General features: G+C 71.1%; 14 protein-coding genes. 8 read left to right on the top strand and 6 right to left on the bottom strand.

What is annotated here, in order from left to right:
- Together ACWCO3_RS21065 and ACWCO3_RS21060 are read right to left on the bottom strand one after the other, a co-directional pair.
- Positions 1-760, bottom strand: a 760-nt coding sequence (locus tag ACWCO3_RS21065) for an ABC transporter ATP-binding protein (protein ID WP_450011566.1), incomplete at its 3' end; no start/stop codon positions are given.
- A complete protein-coding gene (locus ACWCO3_RS21060) occupies positions 757-1,824 on the bottom strand; it encodes an ABC transporter substrate-binding protein (protein WP_450011565.1) in 1,068 nt (355 codons plus the stop codon). The genes ACWCO3_RS21060 and ACWCO3_RS21065, both read right to left, overlap by 4 nt.
- 147 nt (positions 1,825-1,971) lie before the next feature.
- On the opposite strand from ACWCO3_RS21060, the gene ACWCO3_RS21055 reads away from it, so the two are divergent.
- The 4 genes from ACWCO3_RS21055 to nudC are packed head-to-tail and all read left to right on the top strand — an operon-like array spanning position 1,972 to position 6,766.
- Complete coding sequence (locus ACWCO3_RS21055; RefSeq protein ID WP_450011564.1) at positions 1,972-3,114, top strand: LLM class flavin-dependent oxidoreductase; 1,143 nt, start codon at positions 1,972-1,974, stop codon at positions 3,112-3,114.
- A gap of 10 nt (positions 3,115-3,124) precedes the next feature.
- Positions 3,125-4,432, top strand: a complete 1,308-nt coding sequence (locus ACWCO3_RS21050; protein WP_354886618.1) for a M16 family metallopeptidase — start codon at positions 3,125-3,127, stop codon at positions 4,430-4,432.
- Positions 4,429-5,769, top strand: a complete 1,341-nt coding sequence (locus ACWCO3_RS21045; protein ID WP_145779077.1) for a M16 family metallopeptidase — start codon at positions 4,429-4,431, stop codon at positions 5,767-5,769. Before ACWCO3_RS21050 ends, ACWCO3_RS21045 begins: the two co-directional genes overlap by 4 nt.
- Before the next feature lie 37 nt (positions 5,770-5,806).
- A complete protein-coding gene (gene nudC, locus ACWCO3_RS21040; protein ID WP_358166088.1) occupies positions 5,807-6,766 on the top strand; it encodes an NAD(+) diphosphatase in 960 nt (319 codons plus the stop codon).
- Between the two features lie 128 nt (positions 6,767-6,894).
- Here the strand turns inward: nudC and ACWCO3_RS21035 are convergent, their stop codons facing one another.
- From ACWCO3_RS21035 to ACWCO3_RS21025, 3 genes are all read right to left on the bottom strand, one after another.
- Positions 6,895-7,170, bottom strand: a complete 276-nt coding sequence (locus ACWCO3_RS21035; RefSeq protein ID WP_145779079.1) for a hypothetical protein — start codon at positions 7,168-7,170, stop codon at positions 6,895-6,897.
- Between the two features lie 213 nt (positions 7,171-7,383).
- The gene (locus ACWCO3_RS21030) at positions 7,384-7,623 is read right to left on the bottom strand and encodes a DUF397 domain-containing protein (protein ID WP_088987752.1); all 240 of its coding nucleotides are present in this window, start codon (positions 7,621-7,623) and stop codon (positions 7,384-7,386) included.
- A 74-nt stretch (positions 7,624-7,697) separates the two neighbouring features.
- Positions 7,698-8,678 carry a helix-turn-helix domain-containing protein gene (locus ACWCO3_RS21025; RefSeq protein WP_145779081.1) on the bottom strand — a complete coding sequence of 327 codons (981 nt, stop codon included), beginning with the start codon at positions 8,676-8,678 and terminating at the stop codon, positions 7,698-7,700.
- Between the two features lie 217 nt (positions 8,679-8,895).
- Here ACWCO3_RS21025 and ACWCO3_RS21020 point away from each other — a divergent pair, with 217 nt between their 5' ends.
- Entirely contained in the window at positions 8,896-10,182 is a 1,287-nt protein-coding gene (locus tag ACWCO3_RS21020) for an MFS transporter (protein ID WP_244311565.1), read from the top strand.
- 89 nt (positions 10,183-10,271) lie between these two features.
- On the opposite strand, the gene ACWCO3_RS21015 is transcribed toward ACWCO3_RS21020, so the two are convergent.
- A complete protein-coding gene (locus tag ACWCO3_RS21015) occupies positions 10,272-10,514 on the bottom strand; it encodes a mycoredoxin (protein WP_145779083.1) in 243 nt (80 codons plus the stop codon).
- Between the two features lie 92 nt (positions 10,515-10,606).
- Between ACWCO3_RS21015 and ACWCO3_RS21010 the strand changes: the two genes are divergently transcribed.
- The 3 genes from ACWCO3_RS21010 to ACWCO3_RS21000 all read left to right on the top strand — a co-directional run bounded on the left by ACWCO3_RS21010 (position 10,607) and on the right by ACWCO3_RS21000 (position 13,638).
- The gene (locus ACWCO3_RS21010; protein WP_450011559.1) at positions 10,607-12,769 is read left to right on the top strand and encodes an ATP-dependent DNA helicase UvrD2; all 2,163 of its coding nucleotides are present in this window, start codon (positions 10,607-10,609) and stop codon (positions 12,767-12,769) included.
- Positions 12,770-12,924: 155 nt separating this feature from the next.
- Positions 12,925-13,143 (top strand): hypothetical protein, encoded by a 219-nt coding sequence (locus ACWCO3_RS21005; RefSeq protein ID WP_423438032.1) that lies wholly within the window; start codon positions 12,925-12,927, stop codon positions 13,141-13,143.
- 129 nt (positions 13,144-13,272) lie between these two features.
- Positions 13,273-13,638, top strand: coding sequence for a WhiB family transcriptional regulator (locus ACWCO3_RS21000; protein ID WP_145779086.1), 366 nt, complete (start codon positions 13,273-13,275; stop codon positions 13,636-13,638).
- Positions 13,639-13,990: the final 352 nt, after the last annotated feature.

Here is a 13,990-nt window from a genome sequence, read left to right as displayed (position 1 = left end):
CCTCCGTACGGAGCCGCTCGGTGACCTCGGCGGCGATGGCGGCGACCTCGGGGGAGTCGATCCGTCGGGGGCGCGGGATGTCCACCTCGGTGGAGTAGATGATCCGCCCGGGGCGGCTGGAGAGCAGGATGATCCGGTCGGCCAGTCGGGCGGCCTCGCGGACGTTGTGCGTCACGAAGAGCACCGAGAGTTTGCGTTCGGACCAGATGCGTTCCAGCTCGTCGTGCAGGATGTCCCGGGTCATCGCGTCCAACGCGCCGAACGGCTCGTCCATCAGCAGCACCGGGGTGTCCAGGGCCAACGTGCGGGCCAGCGCGACACGTTGCCGCATTCCGCCGGAGAGCTCGTGGGGGCGCTTGCGGCCGAAGTCGGCCAGGTGCACCGTACGCAGCAGCTCGGCGACCCGCTCGCGCCGCTCGGCCCGGGGTAGCCGGCGCAGCTTCAGCGGCACCTCCACGTTGCCGTCGACGGTCAGCCAGGGAAACAGCGCCGGCTCCTGGAACATCAGCCCCGGGTTGGTGTCGCCGTCGAGCGTGATCTGCCCGCCACTGGGCCGGTCCAGTCCGGCGACCAGGTTCAGCAGGGTGCTCTTGCCGCAGCCGGAGGCACCGACCAGGCAGACGAACTCGCCGGGCGCGACGTCCAGCGACACACCGTCGAGGGCCAGGACGGCGTTCGCCCCGCGCCCGTACACCTTGGTCACGCCGGAGAGCGCGACCGCTGTGGTCGCGCTCTGCGGCGTCGTCGTGGTCGACGTCATGGCTGGACGACCTCGGGCTTGCCGGCGGCCTTGAGCGCGTTGTTCAGGTACTTCAGGTCGTACAGGCCGTTGAGGTCGACCGGTTCGGTCAGCTTGACGTCGACGGCGTGGTCGAGGCCGGCCTTGAGCGAGGTCGCGATCGGGTCGTTGGTGAACTCCAACGTCGGCCACGCCTGCTTGATGAGCTTCAGGTCCAGCGGCTTTCCGGTGATCTTCCCGATCGCGTCGGAGATGGCCTGCTGGGCCTCCTCGGGCTTGCTGTTGACGAACTCGTTCGCGGCGACCTGGCCGTCGACCAGCTTCTGCACGACGTCCGGGTGCGCCTTGAGGAACTTGGTGCTGACCAGCAGGTTGGTGATGACGAACTTCTTGTCCGGCCACAGGTCGCGCTCGTCGACGAGCACCTTGCCGCCGGCGTTGACCAGGCGGGAGACGAACGGCTCGGGCACCCAGGCGCCGTCGATCGCGCCGCTGTTGAACGTCTCGACCGTCTGGGCGTTCTCCTGCGGCACGATCTTGACGTCGCCGCCACCCTCCTTCGTGGTGGTCAGCCCCTGCTGCTTGAGCCAGTAGCGGATCGCCACGTCCTGGGTGTTGCCCAGCTGCGGGGTGGCGATCTTCTTGCCCTTCAGGTCCTGTACGCCGCTGATGGCGGGCTTGACCACCAGGGCCACGCCGCCGGAGGCCGCGCCGGAGACGACCCGGACGGCCTCACCCTTGGACTTGGAGAAGGCGTTCACCGTCGGGTTCGGACCGATGTAGGTGGCGTCCAGCGCGCCGGAGAAGACGGCCTCGATGGCGGCCGGCCCGGCGTTGAAGGTCTTCGGGTCCAGCTTGACGTTCGCGCCGAGCTTCTCGGCGAAGATGCCCTTCTCCACGCCGACGACCGCCGGCGCGTGGGTGATGTTGGGGAAGTAGCCGAGGCGCAGCGTCACCGGGCCGGAGCTTCCGCTCGCGCCCTTGCTGTCGTCGTCGCCGCACGCGGCGGTGCTGCCCAGGGTCGCCGCGCCGACCACGGCGAGGGTGGCCAGAGTGACCATCCGGCGCAGGGGGGACCGTCTCATCGTCCGTCCAATCCGCAGTATTCCTACTTAGTTGGTAGGAAGACTGGGCCAGGCTGCGGTCAGCGTCAAGACCCATCCACATGGCGAGATTTCGCGTCTCAGTTATGTCGGTATTTCCTACCAGGTTGCTAGGGTGTCCGGCACTCGGTGATTGACCAGAGAGGCAACTCCGCGATGACCTTCCACTGGTTCCTGCCCACCTCCGGCGACGGCGATCAGGTTGGCGCCGCCACCGTCACCGCTGGCGCCGCCCGCCACGACCGGGCCGCCACAGTGGCCTACCTGGCCGAGGTCGGCCGGGCCGCCGAGACGCACGGATTCACCGCCGTGCTGACGCCCGTCGGCGCCGGCTGCCCCGACCCGTGGATCGTCTGCGCGGCGGTCGCCCAGCACACCGAGCGGCTCGGCATGCTGGTCGCCGTCCGCGCCGGCTTCGCGCTGCCCACCCTGATCGCCCAGCAGGCCGAGGCGTTCCAGGCCGTCTCCGGAGGCCGGCTGTCGCTCAACATCGTGACCGGCGGCGACCCGGCCGAGCAGCGGGCGTACGGCGACTTCCTCGGACACGACGACCGCTACGCCCGCACCGGCGAGTTCATCGAGGTGCTCCGCCGCGCCTGGGCCGGCCGGCCCTTCGACTACGCCGGAAGCCACTACCGTGTCGACGGCGGTGGCCTGGCCACCCCGCTCGCCGAGACGCCCCCGGTCTACTTCGGTGGCGCGTCCCCGGCGGCCGAGACGGTGGCCGCCCGACAGGCCGACGTGTACCTGATGTGGGGCGAGCCGCCGGCGGCCGTCGCGGCCCGGACCGCCCGGATCAGGGCGCTCGCCGCCGAACACGGCCGGACCCTGCGCACCGGCCTGCGGCTGCACGTCATCGCTCGGCCCACCAGCGCCGACGCGTGGGTCGAGGCCGACCGGCTGCTGGCCGGGATGAGCCCGGAGCGGATCGCCGCGGCCCAGGCCCGGTTCCGCCGGATGGACTCGGTGGGCCAGGCCCGGATGGCCGCGCTCAACGCCGGCCGTACCGACGGGCTCACCGTCGCACCCAACCTCTGGGCCGGCGTCGGTCTGGTCCGCGAGGGCGCCGGCACCGCGCTGGTCGGCAGCTACGCAGAGGTGGCGGCCCGGATCGACGAGTACGCGTCGCTCGGCGTCGACGAGTTCGTCCTCTCCGGCTGGCCGCACCGCGAGGAGGCCGAGCGGGTCGGCGCCGAGGTCATGCCTCTGGTCACCGCCCCGGTCGCGGCGGCTCCGGGTAGGTCGCAGGTGGTGGGCGTGCCGACGCGCTAGGGTCGATCCCGTGGCGCGGAGATCCAGAATTCCAGCGACGAAATATCCGGTCGAGCGGTTCACCCTCGACAACGGCCTGCGGGTGGTGCTCACCCCTGATCGCAGTGCCCCGGTGATCGGGGTGGCGGTGGTCTACGACGTCGGCATCCGCTCCGAGCCGGAGGGCCGCACCGGCTTCGCCCACCTCTTCGAGCACCTGATGTTCCAGGGCTCGGAGAACCTGGAGAAGCTGGCCCACTTCCGGCACGTGCAGGGAGCGGGCGGCACCTTCAACGGGTCCACCCACCTGGACTACACCGACTACTTCGAGACGCTGCCGAGCAACGCGCTGGAACGCGCGCTGTTCCTGGAGGCCGACCGGATGCGTGGCCCCCGGCTGACCGAGGAGAACCTGCGCAACCAGGTCGACGTGGTCAAGGAGGAGATCCGGGTCAACGTCCTCAACCGGCCGTACGGCGGCTTCCCCTGGCTGACCCTCCCGCCGGTCATGTTCGACACGTTCCCGAACGCGCATGACGGCTACGGCTCCTTCGACGACCTGGAGTCGGCGACCGTCGCCGACGCCGCGGACTTCTTCCGCCGCTACTACGCCAGCGGCAACGCCGTCCTGGCCGTCAGCGGTGACATCGACGTGGCCGAGGCGACCGAGCTAGTCACCCGGCACTTCGGGGACGTACCGGCCCGGCTGGCGCCGAAACGACCCGACTTCACCGAGCCCGACCTGACCGCGGAGCGGCGCACCTCGTACACCGATGCCCTCGCCCCGCTGCCGGCGGTGGCCGGCGCCTGGCGTGTGCCCGACCCGATCAGCGACTTCGCCGGCTACCTGCCGTACGTGGTGCTGGCCGAGGTGCTCACCGACGGCGACGCCTCGCGGCTGGTCGAACGACTCGTGCAGCGCGACCGCATGGTGACCAGCCTCGGCGGATACCTCGGCTTCATGGGCGACCCGTTCGACGTCCGTGACCCCACCGCCCTGCTGTTGCAGGCGCACCTGCCGCCCGGAGGCGACGTGGACAAGGTGCTGCGCACCATCGACGAGGAACTGGACCGGCTGGCCACCGACGGGCTGACCGACGGTGAGCTGGACCGCACCCAGGCCCGCATGGCGACGCACCTGTTGCGCGACACCGACGCGGTGCTCGGCCGCGCGCTGCGGATGGCCGTGCTGGAACAGCAGCGCGGCGAACCGGGCCTGCTCAACGAGTTGCCAAGGTTGGTCGGCGAGGTCACCGAGGAGCAGGTCCGGGCCGCTGCGGCCACCCTGCGGCCGGAGCGTCGGGCCGCGATCGAGGTCATCGCCGGAGGTGCCCGATGACCGGGACTGTCGCTGCCGCGCCGCGCACATTGCCCCCGCTGGGGCCGACCCGCAAGCTCAAGGTGCCCAAGCAGGCCGAGCGCACGCTGCGCAACGGCCTCACCGTGATCGCCGTACGCCGGCCCGCCGTGCCCCTGGTCGAGCTGCGGCTCTGGGTGCCGTTCGGCCGGGTCCACCTGGCCCGGGGCGCGATGCTCTCGCAGACGATGCTCTCCGGCACCGAGTCGATGACGAGCGTGCAGCTCGCCGCCGAGTTGCAGAAGGTGGGCGGCGGGCTCTCCGCAGGCGTCGACCCGGACCGGCTGATGCTCTCCGGCGCCGGGCTGGTCACCGGCCTGGACCGGATGCTGGAGCTGCTGGCCGATGTGTTGACCAGCGCCAACTACCCGAGCGACGAGGTCGCCACCGAACGGGACCGGCTTGTCGACCGGATCCAGGTGGCACAGAGCCAGCCGGCGCACCTGGCCCGGGAGGCGCTGCTGAAGCGGGTCTACGGCCGGCACCCGTACGCGACGCAGACCCCGGAACCGGGGCAGATCCGAGCCGTCCGACCGGCGGCGCTGCGCACCCTGCACGAGGAGCGGGTCCATCCGGCCGGCGCGCAGTTGGTGCTGGTCGGCGACGTGCAGCCGGAGAAGGCGCTGGACGCGGCCGAGCGGGCGCTCGGCGGCTGGGCCGGCGCCGGGCGGATCGCTGAGCTGCCGGCCACCCCGCCCTTGGAGCCGGGGCCTCTGCTGCTGGTCGACCGGCCCGGCTCGGTGCAGTCCTCACTGCGGATCGCGCTCCCGGCGGTGCCCCGCACCGACCCCGACCACGCCGCGCTGCAACTGGCCAACCTGATCTTCGGCGGCTACTTCTCCTCCCGCTGGGTGGAGAACATTCGCGAGGACAAGGGATACACGTACGGCCCGCACTCGGGCATCGAGCACTCCGTCGCGGGGTCGGTGCTGGTCGCCTCCGCCGAGGTGGCCACCGAGGTCACCGGCCCGGCCCTGCTGGAGACGACGTACGAGTTGGGTCGGCTGGCGTCACTGCCGCCGAAGCCCGAGGAGTTGGAGCAGGCCCGTCAGTACGCCCTGGGCACCCTTCAGCTCGGCATGTCCACCCAGGCCGGTCTGGCGGCGCTGACCAGCGCGTACGCGGGCAACGGGCTGCGCCTGGACTTCCTCGCCGAGTACGCGGCGAGGTTGGCGAAGGCGAGCATCGACGATGTCGCGCGGGTGGGTGCCCGGTACCTGGCACCGGCTCGGGCGGCGGTCGTGGTGCTCGGTGACGCGGAGCGGGTGACCCCGGCTCTGGCCGCGCTGACCACGGTCCACACCGAGCCAGCAGCGTGAGCGAGCGCGCGACCGGGCCCGGCAGCGGAGCGCTGGCGTGAGCGGGGAGGCGGCGCCGCCGTTGGCGCGGTCAACCTTGGATCGGGCGGCGCACCGGCGGGGTGACAGGCAGTGGCTGACCGAGGCGTGGCTGCGCGCGCGGGTGTTGCTGCTCGACTCGACCGACGACGGTCGGACGTTGGCCCGCACCGACGCGTCGCCCCCGGCGCTGGTGTTGTTCGGTGCGGCCGACGTGCCGGCCGGGTCCGAGTCGACGGCGATGTTCCTCGGTGTCGAGCCGGACGGGGTGCCGGTCTTCGCTGTCGACGCGCCGCTGCCGGCGATACCGGGGACCCGGCCGGTCAACCTGCGCGAGGTGGGTCACCTGCTGGCCGACCGCGAGGCGGGCATCTTCACCACTGCGTTAGCGCTGCTCAACTGGCACACCCGGCACGGCTACTCGACGAGCACCGGGGCACCGACCGCGATGGACGAGGCCGGTTGGTCGCGGGTGGACCGCAACGGTGGGCGGATCTGGCCGCGTACCGACCCGGCGATGATCGTCCTGGTGCACGACGGCGTGACCGGCCCGGACGGGCGATGTCTGCTCGGCAACAACGCCAGCTGGCCGGGCACTCCCGGCGGCCGGCGCTACTCCTGCCTGGCCGGTTATGTCGAGCCGGGCGAGTCGGCGGAGGCCGCCGTCCTGCGCGAGGTCCGCGAGGAGGTGGGCATCGGGGTCGAGCGCATCGGGTACGTGGGCAGCCAGGCATGGCCGTTCCCGGGCTCGCTGATGCTGGGTTTCCTGGCCACCGCCAACCCGGATGATCCGGTGCAGGTCGACCCGTCCGAGATCGCGTACGCCAGGTGGTTCTCGCGTCGCGAGATCGGGGCGGCGCTGGCCGGGGAGACGGTGGACGTGGGCGACGGGGCGCAGTTGATCCTGCCGCCACCGTCGTCGATCGCGTTGTTCCTCATCCACCGGTGGCTGGACGGTTGGGTGGACGCCGACAGGTGAGGCGCGGTCCCGACCCGTGGCCGCCGTTGCCGCGGCGGTCACGGGCCGGGAACACGTGCCGTCGTGGTCGGTGGGTGCGAGAAACGCGGCGGGGGAGCCGGTCCGACCACGACGGACGTCTTGTCGAATCAGGTGCCGGTGGGCCCCGGTCTGTGTCGGAAGGCGGCTCGGGGTTCGGCCAGCGGCAGAACCTTGACCCGTTGCTTGCCGGCGCGGACCGCGCCGACCGTGGCGAGGGCCCGGGCCAGCAGGAGCGCGGCGTCCCGGTCCTCGGCGTGCACGATCTGCCGTCGCGGCTCGGGTGTGGTCGTCTCGTCGCGAAGCCGGTGGCCGTCCGCCCAGGCGGCGGCGATGTCCCCGTCGGCGACGGCGCGGATGTCGGTGCGAACGATCAGGAACCGCATGAGGGTCTCCGGATGAACCGCGACGAATGTGCTTGTGTGGAAGTTCCACGTACCCGAGGGCCATGTTACGCCCCGTGTTCGTCCCAGCAACTGAAACGCGCCTATCAGTTCCGAGCGTCGTCCGATCGGCGGATGCTGCTCAGCGGGGTCGGTGGGCCGGTACGACGACGGGGCCGCCGGCAGCACGCCGACGGCCCCGTACCAGTCACCGGATCAGTTCAGATCGAACTGTCCCTTCTTTGCACCGCTGATGAAACCGAGCCATCCCGCACGGTTGAACAGCAGCACCGGACCGCCTCGGTCCTTGCTGTCCCGCAGGGCGACGGCCGACGGGCCGGTGCCGAGCGGTGCGACCTCCACGCAGTTGGAGGTCTGGCTGCGCGTGCTGGTACGCCACGGGGCATCCGCCAACGAGTGGGCGGAGACGGACGGCGTGTTGTGGATGTCGTTCATGGTTCTGCTCCTGATGTGAAGCGATCCGATGGGACGAGTGGTGCCGCACGTCCCGACGGAGGGTCCCCCGTGGATCACCGGTCCGTCAGCCGCCCCGAATCCCGGCGGCGTTGGGTCGGCGCCGTTGCCGGCCCGAACGCCACTGTGGATGGGGGCACCGCCTCGGTCAGCCGTCCCGTCGCCTCGATCAGCCAGGAGAGGGTGTCCGAGGCGTTTAGTGCCGCCGTGCATAGCCACTCGAACACCACTTTATAGCGATTTAGCGTGATTGCCTCGGTCGACATGACATCAGTGAAGCCACCTTCGATCGCGAGCGTCTCCGGATCGAGGGGATCGGCGAACCGGTAGACCGAGAACGCGGTCGGCGGAATGAACCAGTTGCCGATCTGGGTGTCCCGCAGCAGCACGTGCAGCGTGACGTTGGGCAGCAGGGCCAACTCGCAGAGCTGGAGCAACTGCTCGTGCAGCACCTCGGGTGGCCCGGCGCGGCGGCCGAGAGCCGCCTCCTCCAGCACGGCTGTGTAACGGGGCGCGTACGGCTCACGGGTCAGCAGCGACTGGCGGGCCAGCCGCGCCTGCACCTCGGTCTCCGGCTCGTCGTCGGGCTCCGGTTCGCCCGCACCCTCGCCCACCTGCCGGGCCGAGACGATCCGGACCTGCGCATAGCCCGGGGTCTGCAGCAGACCGGGCACCAGCGTCGGGTTGTACTCGGAGATCTCCGCGCAGCCCGCCTCCAACTCGGCCCAGCTGCGCTGCTGCTGCGTCATCACCGGGAAGTTCTTCAGCCATCCGCGCATGTCGCCGGCCTCGCTGGTGATGCCGAGCAACTCGTCGTGCACCGCCTGGTCGGCGCCGTAGAGATCAAGCAGGTCGCCGACGTCCTGCGGGTCCGGTCGGCTGCGGCCATTCTCCAGTCGCGACAATTTGGACGCGGAGGCCCAACCGATACGCTCGATTACCTGGTCACCGGTGAGGCCTGCGGCTTCCCGCAGGCGACGCAACTCGACGCCCAACCGGCGACGACGCAGGATCGGGCTGGGTGCGGCAGGAGGCACAGTGTCCTCTTTCCCGTCGACCGCCGCAGACGCGACGGTAACTGTATGAAATTCGCCCCCCACGGTCAGTATGGACGGCGCGGCCGACGTCGGTGGTTCCCGGCGGGGGCGTGTCTTACAAAAATCGGACCACGGGAATGCCAGACGACGACGGACCCGCGGTCGCGGCCCGTCGACCTCGCCCACCCTGGGCACGCCATCCCGCCGGAGGGACCCCATGCGCACCGTCCTGCGCCGACCCGACTTCCGCCTGCTCTTCGGCGGCCTGCTGGCCAGCATGACCGCCGAGTCGATCCTGCTGCTCGCGCTCGCCATCTGGGTCAAGGATCTGACCGGTTCGAGCGGGCTGGCCGGCGCGACCATCTTCGCGGTCATCGCGCCGATGATGCTGGCGCCGCTGGTCGGCTGGTTCGTCGACAGGTACCCGCGCCGGCCGTTCTTCGTGGCCGCGAACGTGGTCACCGCCGCCCTGCTCACCCCTCTGTTCACCGTCCGGGACGCGGGGGACGTCTGGGTCGTCTACCTGGTGGCCGCCCTGTACGGACTGTCGTCCATCACGCTCGGCGCGGCGCTCAGTGGCCTCATCCGGGAGTTGGTGCCGGTCGAGCTGCTGGCCGAGGCGAACGGCCTGTTGCAGACCGTACGCCAGGGGATGCGGTTGATCGGCCCGCTGGCCGGCGCGGCGCTCTACGCGGCGCTTGGCGGGTGGGCGTTGGCCGGGATCGGGACCGTCGGATTTCTGACCGCCGCGGCGGTGGTCACCGCCCTGCCCACTCCACGGCAGATGCCGCCGACCGTGCGGTTGCGCTGGCCGGCCGAGCTGGGCGCCGGTCTGCGGCACCTGGCCGGCGAGCCGGCCCTGCGTCGGGCCCTGCTCGGATACGGGCTGGGCTCACTGGTGATGGGCTTCAGCGAGTCGCTCATCTTCGCCTACGTCGACCAGGGGCTGAACCGGGATGCCGCGTTCGTCGGCGTGCTGGTCACCGTGCAGGGCGTGGGCGGGCTGCTCGGCGGGCTCTGCTCACCGGCGCTGATCCGCAGGCTCGGCGAGGTCGGCACGCTTGCCGCCGGTGTCGCCTTCTTCTCCCCGGCCGCGCTGGCGCTCGCGTACCCCGATATCCGGCTCGGGTTCGCGGCCGTGCTGCTGGCCGGCGTCTCGATCCCGCTGACGATGGTCGGGCTGCACACGCTGATCCAGCGTCGGACCCCGCCCGCGCTTGTCGGCCGGGTCGCCGCGGCCACCCAGGCGGTGGTCAGCGGGCCGCAGGCGTTCTCCATCGGCGTGGGTGCCCTGCTGGTCGGGTTTCTGGACTACCGGGTGCTGTTTGCGCTGGTCGGCCTGGCCACCCTGGTCGCCGGCACCTACCTCTGGCGGGGCCGGCACCTGAGCACCCCGACCGGCACCCGCCGCCCGAAGCCGACCCGCCCGGTGCTCCCGGCGCCCAGGCGACCGGCTGAGGACGCCGCAAGCCGATCCGGTGCCCACCGGTCCTCGCCACGCTGACCCGTCCGAAGACCGCGCTGACGCGTCCGGAGACACGGCGAGCGGCCGCCCCGATTGGGGGCGGCCGCTCGTCGACGTGGGCTGACCGGTCAGGCGGTGAGGGACTCGAGGTGCTGCTTGACCTGGTTGATCGAGGGATTCGTCAGGGCGCTGCCGTCGTCGAAGCGCAGGGTCGGCACCGTCTGGTTGCCGCCGTTGACGCTCATCACGAACTCCGCGGCCTTCGGGTCCTGCTCGATGTCGACCACCTCGTAACCGATGCCCTCCCGGTCGAGCTGCGACTTCAGCCGGTGGCAGTAGCCGCACCAGGGGGTGGAATACATCGTCAACATCGTCGGATCCTCCAACTCCTCCGGCCCCGGCCTGCCGATCAAGCCGAGGCTGTTCGCTGCAACGCTGCGGGTAGCTGAGATGATTCCTGGTTGTGGTGGTTCACTCAGCGTCGGAACAGGTGCTCGCCGGGCTGGACCCGGAGCAACGCTCCGCCGTGACCGCTCCCACCGGCCCGGTCTGCATCCTGGCCGGCGCGGGCACCGGCAAGACCCGGGCGATCACCTCCCGGATCGCCCACCGGGCACTCAGCGGTGAGATATCCCCCCGGCACGTCCTCGCGGTCACCTTCACCGCCCGCGCCGCCGCCGAGATGCGACACCGTCTCACTCTGCTCGGTGCGCAGGGTGTCCAGGCGCGGACGTTCCACGCGGCCGCGTTGCGGCAGGTGCGGTACTTCGCGCCCCGACTACTGGCCGGCCGCGCCATGCCCGAGCTGCTGGACAGCAAGGTGCGACTCGTCACCCTCGCCGCGGCCCGGGTCGGCCTGCGCGCCGACCGTGCCGCCGCCCGCGACCTGGCCGGCGAGATCGAGTGGGCGAAGTCGTCGCTGGTCGAGCCGGCGGACTACGTGGTGTCCGCCGCCCGGGCGTTGCGCGACACCCCGCACGAGCCGGCGAAGGTGGCCGACGTGTTCACCGCGTACGAGCAGCTCAAGCGTTCGAACGGCGTGATCGACTTCGAGGACATGCTGCGTGCCGCGGTGTGGGGCATCGAGGAGCACCCGGACGTCGGCGAGCAGGTCCGTGGCCAGTACCGGCACTTCGTGGTCGACGAGTACCAGGACGTCAACCCACTCCAGCAGCGGCTGCTCGACGCCTGGCTCGGCGGTCGCGACGACCTGACAGTGGTCGGCGACGCCAGCCAGACGATCTACTCGTTCACCGGGGCGACCTCGGCGTACCTGGTCGACTTCCCGCGCCGGCACCGCAACGCCACAGTCGTGCGGCTGGTCCGTGACTACCGCTCCACCCCGCAGGTGGTCGGGCTCGCCAACGCGGTGATCTCCCAGGCCCGAGGCACCGAGGCGCGTCTGCGCCTGGAGTTGAGCGGGCAGCGCCCACCCGGCCCCGAACCGGACCTGCGGATCTTCACCGACGAGCCGGCCGAGGCGAACGCCGTTGCCGCCCGCTGCCGGGCGCTGATCGACGCGGGCACCCCGGCGAAGGAGATCGCCGTGCTGTTCCGGGTCAACGCGCAGTCCGAGGCGTACGAGAAGGCGCTCACCGAGGCCTCGGTGCCGTACGTCGTACAGGGCGCGGAGCGGTTCTTCGAGCGGGCCGAGGTGCGCCAGGCGATGGTCGCGTTGCGCGCCGCCACCCGGTCCATCCCCGGCGAGACGCCGCTGCCGGCCGCCGTTGTCGAGGCGCTCACCGCGGTCGGCTGGTCCCCGGAGGCGCCCCCGGCCGGTGGCGCCGCCCGCGAACGCTGGGAGGCGCTGTCCGCGCTGGTACAGCTCTCCGAGGAGTACGCGGCCAGCCCCGAGGTGGTGCCGATCGGCGAGGCCGCGTCGGTGGAGCGTCAGGTCACCCTCTCCGACTTCACCGAGGAGCTGGCCCGCCGCGCCGCCCAGCAGCACGTACCGACGGTGGACGGGGTGACCCTCGCGTCGCTGCACTCGGCCAAGGGGCTGGAGTGGGACGCCGTGTTCCTGATCGGCCTCGCCGAGGGCACCCTGCCCACCACGTACGCCAAGACTGTCGAACAGGTCGAGGAGGAGCGTCGGCTGCTCTACGTCGGGATCACCCGTGCGCGGGAGTGGCTCTGGCTGTCGTACGCCGCCGCACGTTCGCCGGGCGGACGGGCCCGGCGGCCGTCGCGTTTCCTGCCCCAGTTGGACCGCTCCGGCGGCACCGAGCGGGCGGTGGGCGGCACCGGTCCGGCCCGCGCCGAACGGCGGCGGACCCAGATCGTCTCCTGCCGGATCTGTGGCGCCACCCTGCTCGCCGGCCCGGACCGCAAGCTGGGTCGCTGCCCCACCTGCCCGTCCGACATCGACGACGAGCTGCACGAACGGCTGCGCGAGTGGCGGCAGCGGGTGGCCGCGGCGCAGAAGGTGCCCGCGTACGTGGTCTTCACCGACGCGACGCTGATCGCGCTGGCCGAGCGGCGGCCCGGACGCTCCGAGGAGCTGATCGCCATCGCCGGCATCGGCCCCCGCAAACTGGGCCTTTACGGGGATTCGGTGCTGGCGCTGGTGGGGGGCGCGGGGGTGGACGACGTCTGCCCGGAGAAAACTTTCGAAATCTCGTCGTAAATTCGTTTGCCCTCGCCCCGGCGCGAGGAATAGCCTCAGGACACACCACGCGAGCGGCGCCATTCCGGCTGCTCACGGGGGTTGGTTCAGTCGAGTCGAGGAACGTGAGGGAGGTGGCACCCGTGAAGATCTTCACCTATGAGCGTCTGGCGGCGATGCCGTCTGTCCACGCTCCGCTGTCGGCTGTCCGGGTGGCCCTCACGGCCACCGCACGACCGTCGGTTCCGCAGGTGCACCAGGTTCAGGCCGAGCTGACCCTGACCGTCGCGCCCGTCGGAGTCGAGGGGACCAGTGGCTTCACGGGCAATGGCATCCGGGTCGCCAAGAAGCGCATGGATGTCCGCGGCGTTCCACCTCGAGGTAAACCGGTCTGACCATCAGACACCGGCTCACCTCGAGGCCGCGGAACCCGTAACCGGGATCCGCGGCCTCAATTTTTTGCCCGCCGTAAGTACGTCGGAATGCGATCCACGAGATCGAAGTGAGAGAGAGGTGACCGGGAGATGAGTCTGGCGTTGGCCCCCCTCGACATGAGCGTCGAGCTGGAGGCGAACCTGCCCTGCCGGAAGTTCGACCCCGACCTGTGGTTCTCGGACTCGCCCACCGAGCTCGAGCTGGCCAAGTCGCTCTGCGGGGACTGCCCGCTGCGCGTCGAGTGCCTGGCTGGAGCCGTTGAGCGAGCGGAGCCGTGGGGCGTCTGGGGCGGCGAGATCTTCGAGCGTGGCGCGGTCGTCCCGCGCAAGCGGCCCCGTGGCCGTCCGCGTAAGGAGGACGTCGCCCGTGATGCCGAGCTTCGGGTCGAGGCCGAGGCGCGACTGGCGGCCAGTGGGCTGTCCGAAGTGCGTGGCGCGGTCCGGCTGGCAGCCTGACATGTTCCCGATCCGTACCAACTACGCCGGTGTCACACCGGCAGTGAGAGAGAAGACGATGTTCAACGTCCCGAGTGGAGCCTTCGAGATGCAACTACTCAACGAAGCGTTGTCCCGGGCTCGAATGCGCCGGCCTCAGGCCGGTCGTACCACCACGAGCACTGAGGCAACCCGATCCGCCCGTACCGTCGCCATGAACAGCCGCAACCAGACGGCGCGCGACCTGGGCGTTCTCTAGTACCACCCCACGCAGAAGGGCGGTGTGGTTCCTCGCGGGTACGTTCGGTGGCTCTGCGCAACGCAGTTGCGTGGTTCCCGCCGGACGACCGCTGTTCTTCCCGGCCTTCTGCTG

This window comes from Micromonospora sp. NPDC002411 (assembly GCF_053592955.1).
This window is presented reverse-complemented; position numbering and strand designations above follow the sequence as displayed.